Source organism: Sphingomonas sp. M6A6_1c, from assembly GCF_053345135.1.
Genome location: NZ_JBKEZO010000007.1, coordinates 106222 through 127220 on the forward strand (window position 1 = coordinate 106222; position 20999 = coordinate 127220).

24 protein-coding genes and 1 pseudogene are annotated in these 20999 nt (G+C 68.5%); 9 read left to right on the forward strand and 16 right to left on the reverse strand.

Features of this window, described 5'->3' with window-relative positions:
• Window positions 1–5 precede the first annotated feature (5 nt).
• From flgK to ACLBWH_RS15905, 10 genes are read right to left on the reverse strand one after another with little or no spacing between them, the layout of a single operon-like run.
• The gene (flgK, locus tag ACLBWH_RS15860; protein ID WP_322848614.1) at window positions 6–1364 is read right to left on the reverse strand and encodes a flagellar hook-associated protein FlgK; all 1359 of its coding nucleotides are present in this window, start codon (window positions 1362–1364) and stop codon (window positions 6–8) included.
• Window positions 1361–1720 carry a rod-binding protein gene (locus ACLBWH_RS15865; RefSeq protein WP_322848613.1) on the reverse strand — a complete coding sequence of 120 codons (360 nt, stop codon included), beginning with the start codon at window positions 1718–1720 and terminating at the stop codon, window positions 1361–1363. The genes flgK and ACLBWH_RS15865 overlap by 4 nt, the downstream gene beginning before the upstream one ends.
• Window positions 1717–2814 carry a flagellar basal body P-ring protein FlgI gene (locus ACLBWH_RS15870; RefSeq protein ID WP_322848612.1) on the reverse strand — a complete coding sequence of 366 codons (1098 nt, stop codon included), beginning with the start codon at window positions 2812–2814 and terminating at the stop codon, window positions 1717–1719. The genes ACLBWH_RS15865 and ACLBWH_RS15870 overlap by 4 nt, the downstream gene beginning before the upstream one ends.
• A 36-nt stretch (window positions 2815–2850) precedes the next feature.
• Window positions 2851–3504, reverse strand: a complete 654-nt coding sequence (locus ACLBWH_RS15875) for a flagellar basal body L-ring protein FlgH (RefSeq protein WP_447800087.1) — start codon at window positions 3502–3504, stop codon at window positions 2851–2853.
• 50 nt (window positions 3505–3554) lie between these two features.
• The gene (flgG, locus tag ACLBWH_RS15880) at window positions 3555–4343 is read right to left on the reverse strand and encodes a flagellar basal-body rod protein FlgG (protein WP_038663683.1); all 789 of its coding nucleotides are present in this window, start codon (window positions 4341–4343) and stop codon (window positions 3555–3557) included.
• A 12-nt stretch (window positions 4344–4355) separates the two neighbouring features.
• Window positions 4356–5108 carry a flagellar basal-body rod protein FlgF gene (gene flgF / locus ACLBWH_RS15885; RefSeq protein ID WP_322848611.1) on the reverse strand — a complete coding sequence of 251 codons (753 nt, stop codon included), beginning with the start codon at window positions 5106–5108 and terminating at the stop codon, window positions 4356–4358.
• Window positions 5109–5131: 23 nt separating this feature from the next.
• Complete coding sequence (locus ACLBWH_RS15890) at window positions 5132–6427, reverse strand: flagellar hook protein FlgE (protein WP_447799820.1); 1296 nt, start codon at window positions 6425–6427, stop codon at window positions 5132–5134.
• Window positions 6428–6466: 39 nt separating this feature from the next.
• Window positions 6467–7195: a flagellar hook assembly protein FlgD gene (locus tag ACLBWH_RS15895; RefSeq protein WP_322848609.1), complete on the reverse strand. Its 729-nt coding sequence runs from the start codon at window positions 7193–7195 to the stop codon at window positions 6467–6469.
• 2 nt (window positions 7196–7197) lie between these two features.
• Entirely contained in the window at window positions 7198–7605 is a 408-nt protein-coding gene (gene flgC, locus ACLBWH_RS15900; protein WP_038663694.1) for a flagellar basal body rod protein FlgC, read from the reverse strand.
• Window positions 7606–7609: 4 nt separating this feature from the next.
• Window positions 7610–7954 carry a flagellar basal body rod protein FlgB gene (locus ACLBWH_RS15905; protein WP_038663697.1) on the reverse strand — a complete coding sequence of 115 codons (345 nt, stop codon included), beginning with the start codon at window positions 7952–7954 and terminating at the stop codon, window positions 7610–7612.
• 522 nt (window positions 7955–8476) lie between these two features.
• On the opposite strand from ACLBWH_RS15905, the gene ACLBWH_RS15910 reads away from it, so the two are divergent.
• From ACLBWH_RS15910 to ACLBWH_RS15945, 8 genes are all read left to right on the forward strand, one after another.
• Window positions 8477–9124 carry a motility protein A gene (locus ACLBWH_RS15910; RefSeq protein ID WP_447799821.1) on the forward strand — a complete coding sequence of 216 codons (648 nt, stop codon included), beginning with the start codon at window positions 8477–8479 and terminating at the stop codon, window positions 9122–9124.
• Window positions 9121–9642, forward strand: coding sequence for a flagellar motor protein MotB (locus ACLBWH_RS15915; protein ID WP_322848607.1), 522 nt, complete (start codon window positions 9121–9123; stop codon window positions 9640–9642). Before ACLBWH_RS15910 ends, ACLBWH_RS15915 begins: the two co-directional genes overlap by 4 nt.
• Window positions 9639–10160, forward strand: coding sequence for a flagella basal body P-ring formation protein FlgA (locus ACLBWH_RS15920; protein ID WP_322848606.1), 522 nt, complete (start codon window positions 9639–9641; stop codon window positions 10158–10160). Before ACLBWH_RS15915 ends, ACLBWH_RS15920 begins: the two co-directional genes overlap by 4 nt.
• Window positions 10161–10252: 92 nt before the next feature.
• Complete coding sequence (flgM, locus tag ACLBWH_RS15925; RefSeq protein WP_447799822.1) at window positions 10253–10561, forward strand: flagellar biosynthesis anti-sigma factor FlgM; 309 nt, start codon at window positions 10253–10255, stop codon at window positions 10559–10561.
• A complete protein-coding gene (locus ACLBWH_RS15930; RefSeq protein WP_322848604.1) occupies window positions 10548–10862 on the forward strand; it encodes a flagellar protein FlgN in 315 nt (104 codons plus the stop codon). The genes flgM and ACLBWH_RS15930 overlap by 14 nt, the downstream gene beginning before the upstream one ends.
• A 90-nt stretch (window positions 10863–10952) precedes the next feature.
• Window positions 10953–11810, forward strand: coding sequence for a lytic transglycosylase domain-containing protein (locus ACLBWH_RS15935; RefSeq protein ID WP_322848603.1), 858 nt, complete (start codon window positions 10953–10955; stop codon window positions 11808–11810).
• 1 nt (window position 11811) lies between these two features.
• Window positions 11812–13884 (forward strand): flagellar biosynthesis protein FlhA, encoded by a 2073-nt coding sequence (flhA, locus tag ACLBWH_RS15940; protein WP_322848602.1) that lies wholly within the window; start codon window positions 11812–11814, stop codon window positions 13882–13884.
• Window positions 13881–14660 carry a FliA/WhiG family RNA polymerase sigma factor gene (locus tag ACLBWH_RS15945; protein WP_447799823.1) on the forward strand — a complete coding sequence of 260 codons (780 nt, stop codon included), beginning with the start codon at window positions 13881–13883 and terminating at the stop codon, window positions 14658–14660. The genes flhA and ACLBWH_RS15945 overlap by 4 nt, the downstream gene beginning before the upstream one ends.
• Window positions 14661–14828: 168 nt before the next feature.
• Here the strand turns inward: ACLBWH_RS15945 and ACLBWH_RS15950 are convergent.
• Window positions 14829–14948, reverse strand: a pseudogene (locus ACLBWH_RS15950) (peptide-methionine (S)-S-oxide reductase MsrA); the annotation flags it as partial.
• 439 nt (window positions 14949–15387) lie between these two features.
• Complete coding sequence (gene msrA / locus ACLBWH_RS15955; RefSeq protein WP_447799824.1) at window positions 15388–15927, reverse strand: peptide-methionine (S)-S-oxide reductase MsrA; 540 nt, start codon at window positions 15925–15927, stop codon at window positions 15388–15390.
• Between the two features lie 63 nt (window positions 15928–15990).
• Here msrA and galE point away from each other — a divergent pair, with 63 nt between their 5' ends.
• Window positions 15991–16989 carry a UDP-glucose 4-epimerase GalE gene (gene galE, locus ACLBWH_RS15960; protein ID WP_447799825.1) on the forward strand — a complete coding sequence of 333 codons (999 nt, stop codon included), beginning with the start codon at window positions 15991–15993 and terminating at the stop codon, window positions 16987–16989.
• Window positions 16990–17180: 191 nt separating this feature from the next.
• Here galE and ACLBWH_RS15965 read toward each other — a convergent pair whose 3' ends face one another.
• From ACLBWH_RS15965 to ACLBWH_RS15980, 4 genes are read right to left on the reverse strand one after another with little or no spacing between them, the layout of a single operon-like run.
• The gene (locus ACLBWH_RS15965; protein WP_447799826.1) at window positions 17181–17852 is read right to left on the reverse strand and encodes a phosphatase PAP2 family protein; all 672 of its coding nucleotides are present in this window, start codon (window positions 17850–17852) and stop codon (window positions 17181–17183) included.
• Between the two features lie 34 nt (window positions 17853–17886).
• Window positions 17887–19290: an amino acid permease gene (locus ACLBWH_RS15970; RefSeq protein WP_322848597.1), complete on the reverse strand. Its 1404-nt coding sequence runs from the start codon at window positions 19288–19290 to the stop codon at window positions 17887–17889.
• A gap of 31 nt (window positions 19291–19321) precedes the next feature.
• Window positions 19322–19969 carry a GntR family transcriptional regulator gene (locus ACLBWH_RS15975; RefSeq protein WP_447799827.1) on the reverse strand — a complete coding sequence of 216 codons (648 nt, stop codon included), beginning with the start codon at window positions 19967–19969 and terminating at the stop codon, window positions 19322–19324.
• A 25-nt stretch (window positions 19970–19994) separates the two neighbouring features.
• Window positions 19995–20993 (reverse strand): 4-hydroxyproline epimerase, encoded by a 999-nt coding sequence (locus ACLBWH_RS15980; protein WP_447799828.1) that lies wholly within the window; start codon window positions 20991–20993, stop codon window positions 19995–19997.
• Window positions 20994–20999 lie beyond the last annotated feature (6 nt).

Genomic DNA, 20999 nt, shown 5'->3' on the forward strand with positions numbered 1-20999 from the left:
GCGCCCTAGCGGATATCGAGGATGGTTTGCATCGTCTCGCGCGCGACCTGGATCACGCGGCCGGACGCGGCATAGGCCTGCTGGAAGCGCATCAGATCGACTGCCTCGGCATCGAGGTTGACGCCGGTCGCCGCCGACAGCGTGGTCGCCGCGCCGTCGCGGATCGCCGCTTGTGCGTCGGCGATCGTGTTCTTCTGCTTGTAGGCGGTGGCGTTGCCCGTGACGAGCGCGGTGAGCGAGGTTTCGAACCCCTTGCTGACCCGCGTCGCCTCCAGCGCGGTGAGGTTGGACGAATCGCGCACCCCGCCGCCCTGCGCCGCGGCGATCTTGCCGGCGGCGATCTGGCTGCCAGCGGTGAATTGCGCCGAGATGCTGACGTCGGTCGGCTTGTCGCCGATGGCGAACATCGCGACGCCCTGCGCGCCGGTCTGGTCGAGCCCCGCCGTCTGATTGTCGTTGACCGCGCCGACGAAGCTCTTGGCGACCGCGTCGAGCTCCTGACGGATCGCCCCGACGCGCTCGGCACCGTCGACGATCCCGGCGATCGACCCGCCGGTGGCGCCGATCTGGTTCTTGACCGCACCGACGGTGACCGAGAAGGATATCTTGCCGTTGCTGTCACGATCGTAGGAGACCATGCCGCTGTTGACGCCCTGGACGAAGGCGGGGCCGGTCGATCCGGCGAAACTCACCGTCGCGCGGCCGATCGCGTCGGTCCGGCTGGTGATGTCGGCGATGCCGCTCATCTGCGACAGGACATTGTCGCGCTGGTCCATCAGCTGCGCGGCGGCGGTGCTGCCGAGCTGTGCGCGGCTGAGGCTCTCGTTGATCTTGGTCAGCGAATCGCCCAGCGAACTGAGCGTCTGCGCGGCCTGGTTGCCGGCGCTGTCGATATCGGCATCGACCTGGTCGAACGCCTTGCCGGTCGCGGTGAAGGCGATGCCGGCGGAGGCGGCGGCACTCATCATGCCGGTGCGCAGCGCGGTCGAATTGGGTTCGGCGGCAAGGCTTTGCGCCGAGGCGAAGAAGGAGGTGACGCGCGAGGTCAGCGCATTGCCGGTCAGCGCGCCCTGGATACGGTCGAGCCAGTCCGCGCCGCCGGTGGTGCGGGCGAGATCGCTGGTCGAAGCGCGCAACGCCGCGCTGGCATAAACGTTGGACGACCGGTTTATGCCGGTCATGACGACGCCGTTGCCGGCGCCATAAGGGTTGGTCGAGCCGCTGCCGCCCGCGACCTCGGCGATGCTCACCGTACGGCGGGTATAGCCGGGCGAGTTCACGTTGGCGATATTATCGCCGACCGTGGCCAATGCGCTCTGATATGCGCGGACGCCCGAAGCGCCGATCGACAGCAAGTCGCTCATTTCGGCGGATCTGCAACAGAAGCATTAAGATCGGATTGCGATTTGGCGAGAAAGGCGGTCATCGCCTTGCCGATGCCGAGCGGCGTCGTCTCCGCCATCGACTGCGAGATGCGCGCATCCTGCATCTCGCTGAACGTATCGATCGCCTTCGAATCGAACAGCGGATCGGCGAGCTTCGCCTGGCGCATGCTCTTGAGCATCATGCCGGTGAACACCGCCTCGAACTTCTCGCCCGCCTTCTTCAGGTTGTCGGCGGACTTGAGCCGCGACGTGTCGGTCGAGATGCCGCCGGTGGCGCCGGTGACCGGCGGCGTGCCGCCGATCGCGGCGGATGGAGGCGTGCCGATCGTCGTCATAGCACGATCAGCTCCGCCTTGAGGCTGCCGGCCTCCTTCAGCGCTTCGAGGATCGCGACGAGATCCGCGGGCGACGCACCGATGGCGTTCACCGCCTTGACGATGTCGGCCAGCTTCGGGCCGGGATTGATCAGAAACATGGGCTTCTTCTCCTCCTCGATCGACACGTTGGACTTCTTCTCCAACGCGGTCTGACCCTGGCTGAACGGCGCCGGCTGGCTGATCCGCTGGTTCTCGTCGATGCGCACGGTCAGCTTGCCGTGCGTCACCGCGGCAGGACCCACCCTGACCGCAGAATTGATAACGACCGTTCCGGTGCGCGCATTTACAATTACTTTTGCAGACGGCTCGGCGGAGGTCGCATCGAGGTTCTCGATCGTCGACATCAGCGTCGCGCGCACGTCGGCACCCTGCGGCGCGCGCACCGCGACCGAGACGCCGTCGATCGCCTGCGCGGTGCCGAAGCCGAACTTGGCGTTGATCGCCTGCGCGACGTTCTGCGCGGTGGTGAAATCGGACCGCGCAAGGTTGAAGGTCAGCATCGGCGAGGAATCGAACCCGGTGGCGACCGCGCGCTCGACCGTGGCGCCCTCGGGGATGCGGCCGGTCGAGGGGACGTTGACGACGATCTTCGAACCATCGGCGCCTTCCGCGCCGAGGCCACCGACCGCGAGATTGCCCTGCGCCATCGCATAGATCTGATTGTCGGCGCCGAGCAATGGGGTCAGCACCAGGCTGCCGCCGCGCAGCGACTTGGCCTTGCCCATCGAGGCGACGGTGATGTCGAGCCGCTGGCCGGGCTTGGCGAAGGGCGGCAGCTCGGCGGTGATCAGCACCACCGCGGCGTTCTTCATCCCCGGATTGGCGCCCGGCGGCAATTGCAGGCCGAAACGCGACGCGACGGCTTTCAGCGACTGGACGGTATATTCGAGATTGTCGTCGCCGGTCCCCGGCAAGCCGACCACCACGCCGTAACCGGTGAGCTGGTTCGAGCGGATGCCCTGGAAACCGCCGAGATCCTTGATCCGGTCGGCGGAAGCGGGCGCAGCGAACGCAAGGGTGGCGATCAGCGCGGCGAGGATAAGACGGATCATGGCGGACAATCTGCGCATCATAGGGTTAACCGGCCGTCAAAACGGGCTGACGACGGAGAAGAAGCGGCTGAGCCAGCCCTGCCGGCCGGCACGGGCGACGTCGCCCTTGCCGGTATAGGCGATCTGCGCATCGGCGACGCGGGTCGACAGGATGCGATTGTCCGCGCCGATATCGGCGGTGCGGACGATGCCCTTGATCTGGAGGAATTCGTCGCCGCGGTTGAGCGTGACGCGCTTCTGCCCCTGCACCAGCATCGTGCCGTTGGGATAGACTTCGGCGACGGTCACCGAGACCTCGCCCGACAGCGAATTGGCCTGGTCGGCCTGACCCGACCCGTCGAAGCCGCGGCTGCCGCTCGCGGCAACGTCGGTCGAGTTGAACAGCTTGAGCGGCCCGGTGGTCGGCGGGCTGATGCTGCCCGACCCCTTCGAATCGAGCTTGGAGCCCGACGATTTGGACGCGGCGGTGCGCTCGACGAGGATGATCGTCAGCGGATCGCCGACCCGGCGCGCGCGCCAGCCTTCGTACAGCGCGGCATAACCGTCGCTGGCCTGGAAGATCGAACCGTTGGCGGGCGCCGGCGCCGGCGCGACGGGCGCACGAACGACGGTGAAATCCTCCGCCGGCTTCTTCTTGCCGAGGATGCTGGCATCCGCCGTGGCGGGCGTGAGCGCGAAGAGCGCGGACAGCCCCGCGGCGACGAAGGCGGCCTGACGGACCTTATGCGATACGGAGGGGATCACAGGTTTTGGTTCACGTATTTGAGCATTTCATCCGACGAGGAGATCATCTTCGAATTGACCTCATAAGCGCGCTGCGTTTCGATCATATCGACGAGTTCCTCGACGACGTTGACGTTCGACGCTTCGAGGCTGCCCTGACGGATGTTGCCGCGCCCGTCCTGCCCGGCGATGCCGAGGTTGGCGGCGCCCGACGAGGCGGTCTCCTTGAGGTAATTGTCGCCGGTCGACTGCAGGCCGGTGGCGTTGGGGAAGCTCGCGACCTGGATCTGGCCGATGTTGGTGCCCTCGTTCTGGCCCGGCACCTGCGCGGTGACGGTGCCGTCGGTGCCGATCGAGACCGAGGTGGCGTTGGCCGGCACGGTGATGCCGGGCATCACCTGATAGCCTTCCGAGGTGACCAGCAGGCCTTCCGGGCTGCGGTTGAAATTGCCCGCGCGGGTGTAGCCGAGGTTGCCGCCGGGCAGCTGCACCTGGAAATAGCCGTCGCCGTCGAGCGCCATGTCGAAGCTGTTGCCGGTCTGCGTCAGCGAGCCCTGCGTATCGATCCGCGCCGTGCCCTGCACGCGCACGCCGGTGCCGAGGTTGAGGCCGGTCGCGTATTTTGTCTCGGCGGTCGACGCCGCGCCGGGCGCGGTGATCGTCTGATAGGCGAGCGTCTCGAACGCGGCGCGATCCTTCTTGAACCCCGTCGTGTTGACGTTGGCGAGGTTGTTCGAGATGACCCGCATGCGCGTATCCTGGGCGTCGAGCCCGGTGCGCGCGATGTGCATGGCGGAGGAGGACATCGTGTCTGTTCCTTAACTCGGGAGGCGCATCACGGAGGTGCTGCTCTCGTCCATATCCTTGGCCGACTTCATGAGGTTGGCCTGAACCTCGTAACTGCGCTGGTTCTCGATCATGTCGACCAGCGCCTGCGTCATGTTGACGTTGGAGCCTTCGAGCGCGCCGCCCTGCACCTTGGCGTCGAGATTGGCGGGCAGATTGCCGCCGCCCTTGACGCGGAGCAGATTGTCGAGCCCCTTCAGCGTCGTCGTCCCCTTGGTGTCGACCAGCTTGAGCCGGTCGAGCACCTGCGGGTTCTTCGCGTCGCCGCCCTGCGGCACGATGCTGATCGTGCCGTCGCTGGCGATCGACAGGCTGTCGTGCGGCGGCACGGTGATCGGCCCCGCCTGCCCCTGGACGATGAAGCCGTCGCCGGTCTGGAGCACGCCCGAGGGCGCGATCTCGAGATCGCCGCGGCGGGTATAGGCCTCGCTGCCGTCGCCCGCCTGCACCGCCAGCCAGTCGGTATTGCCGCTGATCGCGACGTCGAGCGCGCGCCCCGTAGCCTGGATCGCACCGGGGGCGCGATCGGCGTCGGTGACCTCTTCGCTGGTCGGCATGCGCGCTTCGAGTTGCGCGCCGCCGCCCTTCAGCTCGATCCGGTCGAAGACGACGCGGTCGGCGCGGAAGCCGGTGGTGGACGCATTCGCCATATTGTTGGCGATCGCCGCCTGCGCCTGCATATGCGCACGCAGCCCCGTCGCCGCCGTATAGACCAATTTGTCCATCTAAAGCCTCCGCGCCGCGTCGCTTAGTTGCGGATCTGGATGATGGTCTGCGAGACCTGGTTCGCGGTATCGAGCGCCTTCGAGTTCGCCTGGAAGTTGCGCTGTGCCGCGATCAGGTTGACCAGCTCCTCGGTGATGTCGACGTTCGAGCCTTCGATCGTGCCGCTCATCAGCGAGCCGAAGCCGTCGGCGCTCGCCGAGCCCAGCGTCGCCGCGCCCGACACGCCGGTCGCCGCCCAATAGCTGCTGCCGATCTGGCGCAGGCCGGTCGGCGTCGAGAATTTGGCGAGCGCGACCTTGCCGAGCGGCTTGATGTCGCCGTTCGAGAAGCTCGCCTGGATCAGGCCGGCGTCGGTCACCGTCACGCCGGCGAGCTGGCCGACCGCGATGCCGTCCTGCGTCTTGGCGTTGACCGCGAAGGCCGAGGAGAGCTGCGTCGAGTTGGTCAGGTCGAGCGACACGGTCTGCGCCGCGGCGCCCGAGGTCGGCGTGAAGGTGTTGAAGTTGAGCGGCATCGTCGTGCCGGTGGTGAGCGCGCCCTTGTCGTCGAAGGTCAGCGTGACCTTGTCGGTCTTGGCCGCACCGGTGCCGGTGGTCATCGCCTGGTCGCCGATGAAGGTATAGACGTCCCAGCTGCCGGTGGTCGCCGGCGGACCGGCGGTGCCGGCAGCGGTGCGGACGTAATAGCTGGTCATCGTCATCGGGTTGCCGTTGGCGTCATAGATGCGCGACGCGACCGAATTGTTGTAGCTCGTCGTGTCGGTACGATCGAACTTGTAGCCGGCGCCGCCGCCCTTGACGGTCGAGGTCGACGACATCTGCACTGCGGTGGCGACCTTGCTGGTCCCCTTGGGGGTGCCGCTGGTCTGCTGGATCTGCAGCGTGGTCAGGCCCTTCTCGCCGGTGGCGGTGACGTTGCCGTCACTGTCGACCGGATAGACCATCAGGTAGCTGCCCTGCGCATCGACGACGTTGTTGTTCGAATCGACCGAGAAGGCGCCGTTGCGCGTGTAGGTGGTCGAATCGCTGGTGCCGGTCGAGCGCATCGTGAAGAAGCCTTCGCCGACCATCGCCAGGTCGAGCGCGTTCGACGTGGTGGTGAGGTTGCCCTCCTTGAACTGCTGCGTGTTGCCCTTCACGACGACGCCCGAGCCGACCATCTTGCGCGGGTCGGTCGAGGTGCTCGACGCGATGATGTCGGCGAACTGGGTGCGGCTCTTCTTGAAGCCGGTGGTCGAGACGTTGGCGAGATTGTGGCTGATCGTCGCCATGTCGGTCTGCGACGCCTGGAGGCCGGAAAGCGAGGTATAGAAGGACATCGGGTTACTCCTTGGAAGCGTTGGGTCGGCGGATAAGGGTCAGGTGGCGGAACGGACGTCCGAGGGATCGACGTCGCCGACCCCCAGGACCTTGAGCTTGGGCGCGCCGCTGGACGGCAGCGAGACGGACTCGACCGGCGCCCAGACGAGCGTGCGGCTGGTGACCGTCTTGTCGCCGGCGGTGGCGAAGGCGGTGATCGTGAACGGGCCGGAACCGACGCTGTTGCCGGCGCCGTCCTTGCCGTCCCAGTCGAAGGTCGCGGTGCCCTTCTTCTGCGCGCCCAGCTGCAGATTGCGCAGCGTGCCGCCGTTGGCGTCGGAGATCGAGACGTTGACCTGCGTCGCGTCGTCGTCGAGCTCGACCGCACCGTCGAGGCTGCCGCTGGCGCGGGGATAAGCGGTCGATCCGGCGGTGAGCACCGTCTTGCCGACATAGCTCATCGCGTCCGACGCCGTGGTCGAGCCGAGCTTGGTGGCGACGCCGCTGAGCGTCTTGTTCATCTCGCTGATGCCGGCGACGGACGAGAATTGCGCCATCTGGGCGACCATCTGGGTGTTGTCCATCGGGCTGAGCGGGTCCTGGTTCTTGAGCTGCGTGGTGAGCAGCTTCAGGAAATCGTTCTGGTCCAGCGTCGTCTTGGTCGTGCCCGGGGTCGCCGAGGCGCCGGTCGCGGTCGTCGTCGCGGTATTGGCCGTCGAACGTTTGATGCCGAGCTTGTCGAGCGTCGCGTCGAACGTCGACTGGGTGGTCGAGGCGGTGGTCACCATGATTAGCGTCCCAGCTTGAGGGTATCGATGGTGAGCTGCTTGGCAGTGTTCATCACCTCGACGTTGTTCTGGTAGGAGCGCGCGGTCTCCATCATGTCGACGAGTTCACGGCTTTCGTCGACGGCGGCCTGGTAGATATTGCCGTCCTTGTCCGCGAGCGGGTTGTTCGGGTCGTAGACCTTGGTCGGCGATTCCCCGGCGGTGACGATCTTCTCGACGTCGACGGTGGCGAGGCCGCTGGCGGCGTCGAAGCTGGTGCGGAACACCGGCTTCATCGTCTTGTACGCGGTCTCCGCCGAACCGGTGGTGCCGCCGACGTTGGCGAGGTTGGACGCGGTCGTGTTCATGCGGATGAGCTGCGCGCTCATCGCACGGCCGGCGACCTGGAAGACGTTCATCGGATCGGCCACGGGCTTACTCCCCCTTCAACGCGCGGGTGATCTGGCCGATGCGCCCGTTCAGGAACGACAGCGTCGTCTGATACTGGACGGCGTTCTCGGCGAAGGCGGTCTGTTCCTCGTTGAGCTCGACGGTGTTGCCGTCCATCGAGGTCTGCAGAGGCACGCGGTACTTCGTCGCGGCGTCGAGGCTGCCGTTGCCGTCCTGCTCCATCGACGCGAGCGCCGACTTGAAGTCGATGTCCTTGGCCTTGAAGCCGGGGGTCGAGGCGTTGGCGATGTTCGACGCCAGGACGCCCATGCGCTGGCCGCGCACTTCGAGGGCGGCACCGTGCACTCCGAACAAACTCTCTGCGGCCATCGGCCCAAATCTCCGGCGCACCATTGCGCTGCCAGGACTTAAGCAACCGCCGTGCCAGTTTTCGATTCCGGGCGGGTGGCGGCGATTTTTTCGCGTCCGGCAGGGCGCCGACGAGGGAACGGCAAGGCAGCCGGCAAGCGCTTGCCGGGGATTGCCGGGGAGCGGCAAAGGCTGCCGGATGAAGGCGCGGATGGTGTCGCGCGGGTTTACCATTCTCCTCGTCATCCCGGCGAAAGCCGGGATCCATGGACACGGATCGCTGACGTCGCGAGCGCCATCGGCCGACCATAGCCATGGGTCCCGGCTTACGCCGGGATGACGGGAGGGTTATCGCCTATGGGCGCTTGTGTTCCAGACCGACGCCGTCACCCCGGCCTTGAGCCGGGGTCCCGCTTCTTCGAAGGACGGCAAGAAGCGGGATGCCGGCTCAAGGCCGGCATGACGGGGGAAGAATACGGCCGGACCGAAAACGGCCGCGACCCGCCCACCGCAAACTGGCCCGCCCCTTGCATCGGCACGCGCATGTTGATCGCCCAGCTCTTCGATCCCGTCGCGCTCGCCATCGTCGGCGGCGGGACGGTGCTTGCCGCCGTGTTGCGCGCGCCGTTGCGCGACGCGCTCGGCGCGGTTTCGGCGTTGCGCGTGCTCGCGCGGCGGCCGTTCCGTGCCGACGCGCTGCTCGACCAGATCGCCGCGCAGGCGCGGATCGCCAAGCGCCACGGCGTCGTCGCGCTCGACCGTTCGGTGATCGCCGACCCCGATGTCGCCGCCGCGATCGCCGCGATCGTCGATGGCGGCAACCCGCGCGAGGTCGAGGCGCTGCTGCGCTATCACCGCCAGGCGCGGGTCGCGCGGCACGTCGCGATCGCCGAGGTCTGGTCGTCCGCCGCCGAGGCGGCGCCGGCGATGGGCATGGTCGGCACGCTGATCGGCCTCGCCAGCATGTTCGCCAGCATGACCGACCCGAAGGCGATCGGCGGGGCGATGGCGATCGCGCTGCTCGCGACGCTCTACGGCGCGCTGCTCGCCAATCTGGTGCTCACCCCGATCTGCCACCGCCTGCGCGCCGCCGGCCGCATCGAGGCGTTCGAGCGCGCGCGGATCGAGGCGCCGCTGCTCGCGCTCGCGCTGCGCGAGACCCCGCGCCATCCGTTGCAGAGCGTCGCATGACCGGCGACTCCTTCTACCCGCCCTCGCCGCCGACCAAGCCCTTGTGGCTGGTGACGCTCGCCGACCTGGCACTGTTGCTGGTCGGCTTCTTCGTGCTGATCCAGGCGAGCGAGAAGCCGCGCGCGATCACCGATGCGCTGCGCCAGAGCTTCGGCGGTGCCCCGGCCCCGGCCGCGCTGCCGGTGATGGCCGCCGGCCTGCTCGATTTCGCACCGGGCAGCGCGGCGCTGCCCGACAGCCCCGCCGCGGTGATCGCCTGGGCGCGCGAGGCGGTGCGCGATCCGCGTGTCGCGCTGACCGTGACCGGATCGACCGACGGCAGCGCCGCCGACGTCGATCCCGCCACCGGCAGCGCCGCCCTGCTCGCCGCCGATCGTGCCCGCAGCCTCGCCGCGGCACTCGCCCCGGTCGGCCCGCGCATCACCGTCACGACCAGCAACCGTTCCGGCCGCCGTGCCGCGATCGTCACGCTCGCCTTCGTCGGCGAACAATCCAACACGATGGACCAGCAGCCATGATCTTCCTTCCCCTGCTCCTCGCCGCCGGCGCCCCGATGGGTGGCGCGATCGCCTTTCAGGACATCGGCGGGCTCGACCGCGCCGTCTCCGCCTTCACCAGCCGCCCGATCGGCGCGGAGGGCGGCGCGCGCACCGCGATCGACAGCCGGCTGCGGCTCGCCCCCTGCTCCACCGTCGCGCTGGCGTGGCGGACCGAGGCGCATGATGCCGTTGTCGTCTCCTGTTCGGGGCCGGACTGGCGCATCTTCGTGCCGGTGATCCGCCCCGCCGCCGCGGCGCCGGCCACCGCCGCCCGCCCGATGACCGTCGCCGCCAAGGCCGAGCCGGTGATTCGCCGCGGCGATCCGGTGGTGATCGAGGCGGGGTCGAACGGCTTTTCGATCAGCCGCGAGGGCGTCGCGATGGGCGACGCCGCGCCGGGCGGCCGCTTCATGGTAAAGGTCGACGACGCCAAGGGGCCGGTCCAGGCGATCGCGCTGGAGAGCGGCCGTGCCACCCTGCCCGGCTGGGGCGAATGACCCGGCCTGCGTGACCGCCGAATCTTTTTCGTTAAAGCCAGGCGGCAACCGGCCGTTTATCCTCATGTCAGGCGACACAGATAGGTGCGGACATGGTGGACTCGATCGGCTCAACGCCGCTGAACGGAAGTGGAAGCGTCTCGCGCGTCGCCGCCCCAGCGGCCACGCCGGTGGTGCAGCCGGCGCTGCAGCAGGCGGCGCAACAGGCGCCCGCGGCGAACAACGCTACGCAATTAACCAACCTTGCCAAGACATTGGCCGCAGAACCGCCGGTCGACAGCGACCGCGTCGATGCGATCAAGAAGGCGATCCAGAACGGGTCGTTCCCGATCCTGCCGGCGACGATCGCCGACCGGCTCCTTGCACTCCGGCTCAATTGGGATGGCCATGACGCGGCGTGATGCCCTCATCCAGGTGATCGACTCGCTGCATGCCGAGATCGAGGCGCTCAAGACCAACAACGTCACCGCGCTCGAGCGCGCGACGCAGCAGAAGCTCGCCGGCATCGAACAGGTGGCGGCGCTCGGCACCGGCCCCGCGGGCGACGACGTCCGCGCGCTCGCCGACGAGGCGAACCGGCTGAACGAGACCTGCCGGATCTACGTCAACCTGATGGCGGCAAATGTTCGCCGCCGCCTGCAACTTCTGACCGGCGATGCCGGCCACGGCTTCCGCCCGACGATGGTGTCGGCCTACGCGTGACCCGGTCCCCCCTGCACGGGGGCGTCCGGGCAGAACTGGCACGGTCCTTGCTGATCACCCCTGTGACTATTGGGGTGTGCTTTCTTCGTAATGACCGTCAATCCGATTACCTCCAGCCGGGTGCAATCCGCGATCGCGCTTGCGAGCAGCAAGACGGGCGTGGATTTCGACTATCTGCTCGGCCAGGCCAAGATCGAGAGCGGCCTCAACGCCAATGCGCGCGCCGGCACCTCGTCGGCGTCGGGCCTGTACCAGTTCGTCGAGCAGAGCTGGCTCGCGGTGGTCAAGAAGCACGGCGCCGAGCACGGCATGGCCTGGGCCGCCGACAGCATCGGCCAGTCGCACGGCCATTTCACCGTCGGCGATCCCGCCACCCGCTCGGCGATCCTCGCGCTGCGCAACGATCCCACCGCCGCCTCGCTGATGGCCGCCGAGCACGCTTCCGACAACAAGGACGTGCTGGAGGGGACGCTGGGTCGCTCCACCAACGGCACCGACCTCTATATGGCGCATTTCCTCGGCCTCGGCGGCGCCAAGAAATTCCTGTCGGCGATGCAGAGCAACCCCGGCGCGTCCGCGGCGTCGCTGTTCCCGCAGGCCGCCGGCGCCAATCGCTCGATCTTCTACGCCGGCAACGGCCAGCCGCGGTCGCTCGAGGCGATCTACCAAAGGTTCGCCGACAAGCTCGGCGCGGCGAGCGACAGCACCACCGAGACGCGCAAGGCCAATCTCGCCTTCGCCGCGCAATCGCTCGACATGGACGGCTCGACCGTCGTCACCGGCGGCAACGAAAGCGCCGAGGACGCACTCGCCTGGGCGTCGCAGGCGATGGGGCGGATGGGGGGACGGCTCAACACCAATCCGGCCTCGGCGAACGCGCTGCTGCGCCCGTCGCCGCAGAACGCAAGGCTCGCCTATATGATGCTCGCCAGCATGGGAGGGCGCTGAGGTGAACAAGCTGCTCGCTTCCGGCCGCGGCGCGGCGCTGCCGCTCGCCATCCTGCTGCTCGTCGTCGTGATGGTCGTGCCGATCCCGGCCTTCCTGCTCGACATCTTCTTCGTCGCCAATATCGCGATCAGCCTCGCGGTGCTGATGGTGTCGCTCAACGCGCAGAAGCCGCTCGACTTCTCGTCCTTCCCGACGGTGCTGCTGTTCGCGACGCTGTTCCGCCTCGGCCTCAACGTCGCCTCGACCCGCATCGTGCTGGTCCACGGCCACGAGGGCGAGAGCGCGGCGGGCCACGTCATCGAGGCGTTCGGCACCTTCCTGATCGGCGGCGACTATGTCGTCGGCATCTTCGTCTTCGCGATCCTGATGATCATCAACCTGATCGTCGTCACCAAGGGCGCGGGCCGCGTGTCGGAAGTCTCGGCGCGCTTCACGCTCGACGCGCTGCCCGGCAAGCAGATGGCGATCGACGCCGATCTCAACGCCGGCCTGATCACCCCCGAAGACGCCAAGAAGCGCCGCGTCGAAGTGGCGACCGAGGCCGATTTCTACGGTTCGATGGACGGTTCGTCGAAGTTCGTGAAGGGCGATGCGGTCGCCGCGATGCTGATCCTCGCCGCCAACGTCGTCGGCGGGCTGATCCTCGGCCCGGTCAGCCACGGCATGACGATCGCCGCGGCGGCGAAAAGCTATATCCTGCTCGCGATCGGTGACGCGCTCGTCGCGCAGCTGCCGTCGCTGATGCTGTCGATCGCCGCCGCCGCGATCGTCACCCGCGTGTCGTCGGACAAGGACCTCGCCGGCCAGATCGGCGGCCAGTTCGGGTCCCCGCGCACCTGGACGCCGGTCGCGGTGATCCTCGGCCTGCTCGGGCTGCTGCCCGGCATGCCGCACGTCGTCATCCTCACCGCGGCGGGGATCGCCGGCTTCGCCGCCTGGAAGCTGCGCCAGATCGAGCGCCGCCCGCTCGTCGAGGCCGCGCCCGCGGTGGCCGAGGAGCCCGCCGATCCGTCCAAGATCGACTGGGACGAGGTCACCGACGGCATGCAGGTCAATTTCGACATCGGCTATGGCCTGGTGCCGCTGGTCGACCCGCGCCGTGGTGCGCCGCTGATGGGCCGGATCACCGGCGTGCGCCGCCAACTGTCGCGCGAACTCGGCTTCGTCGTGCCGCAATGCCGCGTGCGCGACGACATCAACCTCGCGCCCTACACCTATCGCATCCTGATCAACGGCGTCGTGCTCGGCGAGGACCAGGTGTCGCCCGACGAGATGCTCGCGCTCGACACCGGCCAGGCCTATGGCGCGCTCACCGGCAAGAAGGCGAAGGACCCGACCTTCGGCCTCGACGCCACCTGGATCGCTTCGGGCGATGCCGATGCGGCGACCGGCGCGGGCTTCCTCGTCGTCGATGCCGGCACCGTCATGGCGACGCATCTCAACCATCTGCTCGGCGCCAACGCCACCGATCTGCTCGGGCCGGACGAGGTCCAGTCGCTGCTCGACGGGCTGAAGGAGCGCGCGGCGCAGCTCGTCGCCTCGCTCACCCCCAATCCGCTGCCGCTCACCACCCTCACCCAGGTCCTCAAGGGCCTGCTCGCGGAGAATATTCCGTTGAAGGAATTCCGTCGCATCGCCCAGGCGATCGCCGTCGCCGCGACGCGCAGCGCCGACGCCGAGGAAATCGTCGAACTGATCCGCCCCGAACTCGGCCCGCTGATCATCCAGAAACTGTGCGGCGTACGCGAGCCGCTGCGCGTGATGACGCTCGACGGCCAGCTCGAAGGGCTGCTCGGCCAGGCGGCGCGCGCCGACCAGTCGCGCCGCCACGTCATCGAGCCCGACCTCGGCCGCCGCATCGTCGATGCGTTGCAGGAGGCGGCGCAGCCGCTGATCGCCGAGGCCAAGCCGTTCGCGCTCGTCGTCCAGCCGGCGATCCGCCTCGCGATCCGCAAGCTGGTCAAGACCGTGCTGCCCGACACGCCGGTGCTATCGTTCTTCGAAGTGCCCGAAGAAAAAGCCGTCGAGGTCGTCGCGGTGATCGGCCAGCAGCATCAGGCGCTCGCCGCATGAGCATGGAGCCGATGAAGCAGGTGTTCGCGCCGACCACCCCCGCGCCCGCCGCGCTGGTGCCGCAGGGCCCGCTGACCTATTCGCGCGCCACCCGCCCGGGCGGCGATCCGGAGGCGGTGATCCGGCAATATCTGCCGCTGGTCCGCCGCATCGCCTGGCACGTCCATGGCTCGATGAGCACGATCGTCGAGGTCGAGGATCTCGTGCAGATCGGCCTCGTCGCGCTGGTCGAGGCGGTCAACCAGGCTACCGAACAGGGCGCGCAATTCCGCGCCTATCTGCAGACCCGGCTGCGCGGCGCGATGATCGACGAATTGCGCCGGCAGGCGACGACGACGCGCGGCGCGATGCGGCGGCGGCGGCAATATCATGCCGCGATTGCCGCGGTGACGGCACGGACCGGCCGCGCGCCCGACGAGGCGACGCTGGCCAAGGAACTGGGGATCACGGTGGAAAAGCTGCGTGCCGATTACGAGACCGCCGATGCGGTCCGCTTCGAATCGATGGACGAGGTCTATGCCGACGATCTGCCCTGGTTCGCCGACGACACGCCCGACGCCTTCGAGCAGCTCGCGGAGAGCGACCTGCGCGACACGCTGATCGCCGCGATCACCGCGCTGCCCGAGCGCGAGGCATTGGTGGTGCAATTGTTCTACGTCGAGGAACTGAACCTCGAGGAGATCGGGCAGGTGATCGGCGTCGGCGCGGCGCGGGTCTGCCAGATCAAGGCCGCCGCACACGCCAAACTGAAGAAGGCGCTGGCGCGGAAGGTGTAATGTCATTCCTCCCCCGCCAGGGGGAGGGGGACCGTTCGGCGCTAGCCGAATGGTGGAGGGGGAGGACAGGGTGGGAGCTTCGTTGTCGTAGCTCCCACCCTGTCCTCCCCCTCCACCACCACGCTGACGCGTGGCGGTCCCCCTCCCCCTGGCGGGGGAGGACTTGGGTTACGCCGTCACCGCGCGCGAGCGTGCCGCGAAGCTCTTGCGCAGCTTCTGGAGCTTGGGCGGGATCACCGCCATGCAATAGGGGTCCGACCGGCCCGCGGATTCCCAATAATCCTGATGCACGCCAAGCCGAAAAAGGCACTCGCCCGCAAGGTCCAGGCTCCTCCCCGGCACGGGGAGGGGGACCGCCACGCGCCAGCGTGGTGGTGGAGGGGGGTCACCGCAGGCGTATCGCGCGTGGAAGCCCCCCTCCGTCGCCGCTACGCGGCGCCACCTCCCCGTACCGGGGAGGAATGGTTACGCCGTCACCGCTCGCGAGCGTGCCGCGAACCGGCCCGCGGTTTCCCAATAATCTTGGTGCGAGCCAAGCTGAGAAAGGCGCTGGCCCGCAAGGTCTAAATCATTCCTCCCCCGCCAGGGGGAGGGGGACCGTTCGGCGCTAGCCGAATGGTGGAGGGGGAGGACAGGGTGGGAGCTTCGTTGTCGTAGCTCCCGCCCTGTCCTCCCCCTCCGTCACGGCTTCGCCGTGCCACCTCCCCCTGGCGGGGGAGGACTTGGGTTACGCCGTCACCGCGCGCGAGCGCGCCGCGAAGCTCTTGCGCAGCTTCTGGAGCTTGGGCGGGATCACCGCCATGCAATAGGGGTTCGACCGGCCCGAGGTTTCCCAATAATCCTGATGATAGCCCTCGGCGCTATACCAGGTCGTCATCGGTTCGATCGTCGTCACGATCGGCTTGGCCGAGTCCGCCTGCGCGCGGTCGATCGCGGCGCGCATCGCCGCCTCCTGCCCTTCGTCGGCGGGGAACATCGCCGAGCGATATTGCGTGCCGACGTCGTTGCCCTGGCGGTTGAGCTGCGTCGGATCGTGCGTCGCGAAGAAGATGTCGAGCAGGTCGCCGAGCTGCAATTGCTCGGGATCGTAGCCGATGCGGATCGCCTCGGCATGGCCGGTGTCGCCGCCGCAGACCTGCTGGTAGGTCGGGTCGGGCACCGAACCGCCGATATAGCCGCTCTCGACGCTCTCGACCCCGATGACGTCCTTGAACACCGCTTCGGTGCACCAGAAGCAGCCACCGGCCAGTGTCACATATTCGGTCATAATAGTCTCCTTTGCGCCGATGTAGGAACGCGGTAGGGCGCGCGAAAGACGGGAGACACGACGATGGCGTTCGAGGGTAAGGTGATGGTGACCGGCGGCGCCGGCTATATCGGCAGCCATGCGGTGCTCGCGTTGCTCGACGCGGGTTACGAGGTCGTCGTCGTCGACAATCTGGTCACCGGCTTCGACTGGGCGGTCGATCCGCGCGCGACGCTGGTGCAGGCGGCGATCGAGGACGACGACAAGGTCCGCGCGACGATCCGCGATCATCGGGTGCGCGCGATCATGCATTTCGCCGGATCGGTGGTGGTGCCCGAATCGGTCAGCGACCCGCTCAAATACTATCGCAACAACACCGCCGCGACGCGCGCGCTGCTGGAGAGCGCGGTGGTCGAGGGCGTGCCGCACTTCATCTTCTCCTCGACCGCGGCGACCTATGGCACGCCGGTCAAGGTGCCGGTGCAGGAGACCGATCCGACCGTGCCGATCAACCCGTACGGCATGTCGAAGCTGATGACCGAGGCGATGCTGCGCGACGTCGCCGCGGCGCATCCGATCAATTATTGCGCCTTGCGCTATTTCAACGTCGCCGGCGCCGATCCGCAGGGCCGTTCGGGCCAGTCGACGGTCGGCGCGACGCATCTCATCAAGATCGCCGTCGAAGCGGCGACCGGCAAACGCGAGGCGGTATCGGTGTTCGGCACCGACTTCGACACGCCCGACGGCACTGGCGTGCGCGACTATATCCACGTCAGCGACCTCGCCGCCGCGCACGTCTCCGCGCTCGAACTGCTGATCGCCGAGCCCGCCAGGAGCCACACGCTCAACGCCGGCTACAATCGCGGCTTCTCGGTCAACGAGGTGCTCGACGCGGTCGATCGCGTCACCAACATGACGATCCAGCGCCGCTACGAGGGCCGCCGCGCCGGCGACCCCGCCGCGCTCGTCGCCGACAATGGCGCGATCCTCGCCGCGTTGCCGTGGCGGCCGGAGCGCGACGATCTCGAAACGATCGTCAAGGACGCGCTCGCCTGGGAGCGCAAGCTCGCCGAGCGCGGCTGATTGGTCGGGGGCCGGCATTGCGCCTTGTTATGACAGGGGAAATGCCGGCCGCTGTCCTACACGACACGGATTTGGTATCGACGCAGCGCAAGTCGCGCTCTTTCTCATCGGTACAGCAATGGAAACGATAGGGCTGGATCGTTTCCGTTAAGGTGTCCAATTTGTCCATGTCGCGCCGCCGCGGCGACGGGTCAGCGTTCGCCGCCGATCGCCACCCGCGCCCGCGCGGTGGCGGTCCACCAGCCCAGCGCCCACAACGTGCCGAAGCTCCAGCCCGCCAGCACGTCGCTCGGCCAGTGGACGCCGAGATACACGCGGCTGCACCCGATCGCGCCGACCAGCAGCACCGCGACGACGAGCAGGTAGCGCCGCGCCGCACGGTCCGGCGTCACCTGCCCGGCGAGCGAGGCGAGCGTCAGATAGACCACCGCGCTCGACGTCGCATGGCCGCTCGGGAAGCTGTAGCCGCTCGCATCGACGAGGTGCGGCACGAGGTCGGGGCGCGCGCGCAGCACGACGCCCTTGACCGCATCGACCACCCAGCCGCCGGTCAGGCTGGCGAGGGCGGTCGCCAGCGCGGTCAGCCACAATCGCTGGATCAGCAGGAAACCGGCGACGATCACCACGATCACGGTCAGCACCACGCCGCCGCCGAGCGCGGTGATGTCGCCCGCCACCGTGGGCAGCCACGCCGGGCCGCCCCACGCCCGCGCACCGACGATGATCGCGCGGTCGAAGGCGAAGGGGTAACGGCTCGTCGCGAACGCGCCGACCAGCAGGATCAGCAACCCGACCGCGATCAGCGCGATCCCGGCGAGCAGGGGCGGCAGGCGCCGCGCGCCGTCGGAGGTTGGTTCAGCCATCCGCCCCGAACGTACGACGCCGACGCCGGTGCCGTCAGTGCCGCGCGGCAAGCCCGTGGCGCCGGCCGTAGGCGAGATAGGCGACCAGCCCGATCGCATTCCACCCGACGAAGCGCACCAGCGTCGCCGAGGGCAGGCTGGCGATGAGATAGAGGCAGCCGAGCACCGCGAGCGTGCCGACGACGAACGGCGCCGGGCAGCGGAACAGTCGCTTGGCCTCCGGCGCGCGGCGGCGCAGCACCATCATGCACGCCGCCACCGCGATGAAGGCGAGCAGGGTGCCGGCATTGGCGAGCTCCGCGATCTCGTCGAGCCGGAAGAACCCGGCGACCAGGGCGATCGACACGCCGGTGAGCAGCGTGATCCGCACCGGCGCGCCGGTGCGCGGGCTCAGCGTCGCGAGGCTGCGCGGCAGCAGCCCGTCGCGCGCCATGGTGAAGAAGATGCGGCTCTGCCCGTACATCATCACCAGGATCACCGAGGGCAGCGCGACCACCGCGGCGAGCGCGATCAGATGGCCGGCGAGCGGCCGGCCGAGCGTGCGCAGCACCAGCGCGAGCGGCTCGGCGGAATGGCCGAGCTGCGCGAACGGCAAGGCGCCGACCGCGGCGACCGCGACCGCCATATAGATCAGCGTGCATGCGAGCATCGAGCCGATGATGCCGATCGTCAGGTCGCGGCCGGGGTTCTTCGCCTCCTCCGCCGACGTCGCGACCGCATCGAAACCGTAGAAGGCGAAGAAGACGATCGCCGCCGCCGCCATCACGCCGCGCTTGGTGCCGCCACTCTCCACCGAGCCGAAGCCATAGGGCATGAACGGGTGGAGATTGTGCGCGTCGAACGCGGGCAGCGCGAAGGCGACGAACATCGCCAGCGCGGTCAGCTTGACGATCACCAGCACGATGTTGAGCGTCGCACTCTCGCGCGTGCCGAGCAGCAGCAGCCCCATCACGCCGAGCGCGACGAGCACCGCGGGCAGGTTGATCAGCCCGCCGCCATGCGGCCCGGCGAGCAGCAGCGCCGGCAGGTGCACGCCCGCCGAGTCGATCCAGCCGACCAGATAGCCCGCCCATCCCACCGCGACGGTCGAGCAGGCGAGCGAATATTCGAGGATCAGGCTCCAGCCGACCACCCAGGCGGCGGTCTCGCCGAGCGCGGCATAACTGAAGGTATAGGCGCTGCCCGCCGCGGGGATCATCGTCGCCAGTTCGGCATAAGCGAGCGCGGCGCAGGCGCAGACCGCCCCGGCGATCGCGAAGGCGAGGATCACCGCCGGCCCGGCGCGCTCGGCGCCCACCCCGGTCAGCGTGTAGATGCCGGTACCGACGATCGCGCCCACCCCCAGCGCGATCAGGTGCGGCCACGACAGCGTCTTGGCGAGCGCCTGTCCGGCATCGTGCCGCAGGACGGCATCGAGCGATTTGCGTGGCCCCAGCATGATCGTGTCCCCCGTTGTGATGATGATGCCGTCAGCGGGCGGCGAACTGCTCCCGCAGATCGGCGAGCGTCGCGGCGATATGGCCGGAGAGCAGCACCTCCAGCCCCGCCCCGTCGCGGGCGAGGAAAGCGTCGAGCAGCGCGCGATGCTCCTGATGCGCGCGCGTCTCGCGCCCGGCGGGGACGAGATGCGCGACGACATAGCGTTCGGCGAGGATCGACAATCGCTCGATCAGCTGCGTGGTCAGCAGGCGCCCGCCCGGGCGCACCAGCGCGACGTGGAATTCGCGGTTGCTGATCGCCACCGCGGCGAGGTTGCTGCCGGCGGCGCGATCGAGCCGCTCGAACGCCTGCACTGCGGCGTCGCGTGCCGGCGGATCGGCGCAGGCGGCGGCATGAGCGGCGGCGGCCGGCTCGATCGCGAGGCGCAGCGCATAGATTTCCTCCGCCTGATCGGTGGAGAGCGCGCGCACCATATAGCCGCGATTGGCCTGGCTGGTCAGCAGCCCTTCCTGTTGCAGCCGCCCCAGCGCCTCGCGCAGCGGGATCTTGCTCACCCCCAGCTCGGCGGCGAGCGCATCCTGGCGCAGCGGCGTGTCGGTCGGCAACTGGCCGGTGACGATCCGTTCGCGGACGATCTCGAACACGCGTTCGGAGAGGGTGCGGATCACGATGCTCACCGCGGGGCGCCGGGTTGCCGCACGGTCACGTGACCTGGAACCCCTCCCAGAAGGCGTCGGCGCGGTCGATCCAGATCGTGTTGAAGCCGGTGGCGATCGCCGATCCCTCGATCGACGGCACGATCGCGGGCGTGTCGCCCAGCGTCGTCGCCGCCTCTACGCGGCCGATGAAGCGGCTGCCGATATAGCTTTCGTGGACGAAGCGGTCGCCGACCGCGAGCACGCCCTTGGCGGTCAGATGCGCGAGGCGCGCCGAGGTGCCGGTGCCGCACGGCGAACGGTCAATCGCCTTGTCGCCGTAGAAGACCGCGTTGCGACCGTCGGCGCCCTCGCCCTTCGGCCGGTCGGCCCATAGAACGTGGCTGACGCCGCGGATCGTCGGGTCGAGCGGATGGACCGGCTCGAACGCCGCCCGCACCGCGGCGCGGACGCCGCGGCTGAGCGCGATGATCCGGTCGGCGCCGAGATCGTCGAGCCCGGTATACGCGCCCTGCGGCTCGACAATCGCATAATAATTGCCGCCATAAGCGACGTCGACCGACAGCGGCCCGATCCCCGCGACATCGATCGCGATCCCCGTCGCGGCGACATAGGAGGGGACGTTGGTGATCCGCACCGCGGTCACCTTGTCGCCCGCCGTCTCATAGGCGATGTCGATCACCCCCGCCGGCACCTCGACACGCAGCCGCCCCGGCGTCGCCGGCTGGATCAGCCCGTGCTCCAGTCCGAAGGTGACGATGCCGATCGTGCCATGGCCGCACATCGGCAGGCAGCCGCTGGTCTCGATGAACAGGATGCCGATATCCGCATCCGGCATGGTCGGCGGATAGAGGAAGCCGCCCGACATCATGTCGTGACCGCGCGGTTCGAAGCACAGGCCGGTGCGGATCCAGTCGAAGCGCGCCAGGAAATCCTGACGCCGCTCCGACATCGATGCCCCCTTCAGCAGCGGCGCGCCGCCGGCGACGAGGCGGACCGGATTGCCGGCGGTGTGGCCGTCGATGCAGAAGAAGGTGTGGCGCATCGTTCC

What these genes read in the sequence shown, in the direction of transcription:
- flgK (WP_322848614.1), bottom strand. Translation starts at nt 1,364, where the DNA reads ATGAGCGACTTGCTGTCGATCGGCGCTTCGGGCGTCCGCGCATATCAG.
- ACLBWH_RS15865 (WP_322848613.1), bottom strand. Translation starts at nt 1,720, where the DNA reads ATGACGACGATCGGCACGCCTCCATCCGCCGCGATCGGCGGCACGCCG.
- ACLBWH_RS15870 (WP_322848612.1), bottom strand. Translation starts at nt 2,814, where the DNA reads ATGATCCGTCTTATCCTCGCCGCGCTGATCGCCACCCTTGCGTTCGCT.
- flgG (WP_038663683.1), bottom strand. Translation starts at nt 4,343, where the DNA reads ATGTCCTCCTCCGCCATGCACATCGCGCGCACCGGGCTCGACGCCCAG.
- flgF (WP_322848611.1), bottom strand. Translation starts at nt 5,108, where the DNA reads ATGGACAAATTGGTCTATACGGCGGCGACGGGGCTGCGTGCGCATATG.
- ACLBWH_RS15890 (WP_447799820.1), bottom strand. Translation starts at nt 6,427, where the DNA reads ATGTCCTTCTATACCTCGCTTTCCGGCCTCCAGGCGTCGCAGACCGAC.
- ACLBWH_RS15895 (WP_322848609.1), bottom strand. Translation starts at nt 7,195, where the DNA reads ATGGTGACCACCGCCTCGACCACCCAGTCGACGTTCGACGCGACGCTC.
- ACLBWH_RS15905 (WP_038663697.1), bottom strand. Translation starts at nt 7,954, where the DNA reads ATGGCCGCAGAGAGTTTGTTCGGAGTGCACGGTGCCGCCCTCGAAGTG.
- ACLBWH_RS15910 (WP_447799821.1), top strand. Translation starts at nt 8,477, where the DNA reads ATGTTGATCGCCCAGCTCTTCGATCCCGTCGCGCTCGCCATCGTCGGC.
- ACLBWH_RS15915 (WP_322848607.1), top strand. Translation starts at nt 9,121, where the DNA reads ATGACCGGCGACTCCTTCTACCCGCCCTCGCCGCCGACCAAGCCCTTG.
- ACLBWH_RS15920 (WP_322848606.1), top strand. Translation starts at nt 9,639, where the DNA reads ATGATCTTCCTTCCCCTGCTCCTCGCCGCCGGCGCCCCGATGGGTGGC.
- flgM (WP_447799822.1), top strand. Translation starts at nt 10,253, where the DNA reads ATGGTGGACTCGATCGGCTCAACGCCGCTGAACGGAAGTGGAAGCGTC.
- ACLBWH_RS15930 (WP_322848604.1), top strand. Translation starts at nt 10,548, where the DNA reads ATGACGCGGCGTGATGCCCTCATCCAGGTGATCGACTCGCTGCATGCC.
- ACLBWH_RS15935 (WP_322848603.1), top strand. Translation starts at nt 10,953, where the DNA reads ATGACCGTCAATCCGATTACCTCCAGCCGGGTGCAATCCGCGATCGCG.
- ACLBWH_RS15945 (WP_447799823.1), top strand. Translation starts at nt 13,881, where the DNA reads ATGAGCATGGAGCCGATGAAGCAGGTGTTCGCGCCGACCACCCCCGCG.
- msrA (WP_447799824.1), bottom strand. Translation starts at nt 15,927, where the DNA reads ATGACCGAATATGTGACACTGGCCGGTGGCTGCTTCTGGTGCACCGAA.
- galE (WP_447799825.1), top strand. Translation starts at nt 15,991, where the DNA reads ATGGCGTTCGAGGGTAAGGTGATGGTGACCGGCGGCGCCGGCTATATC.
- ACLBWH_RS15965 (WP_447799826.1), bottom strand. Translation starts at nt 17,852, where the DNA reads ATGGCTGAACCAACCTCCGACGGCGCGCGGCGCCTGCCGCCCCTGCTC.
- ACLBWH_RS15970 (WP_322848597.1), bottom strand. Translation starts at nt 19,290, where the DNA reads ATGCTGGGGCCACGCAAATCGCTCGATGCCGTCCTGCGGCACGATGCC.
- ACLBWH_RS15980 (WP_447799828.1), bottom strand. Translation starts at nt 20,993, where the DNA reads ATGCGCCACACCTTCTTCTGCATCGACGGCCACACCGCCGGCAATCCG.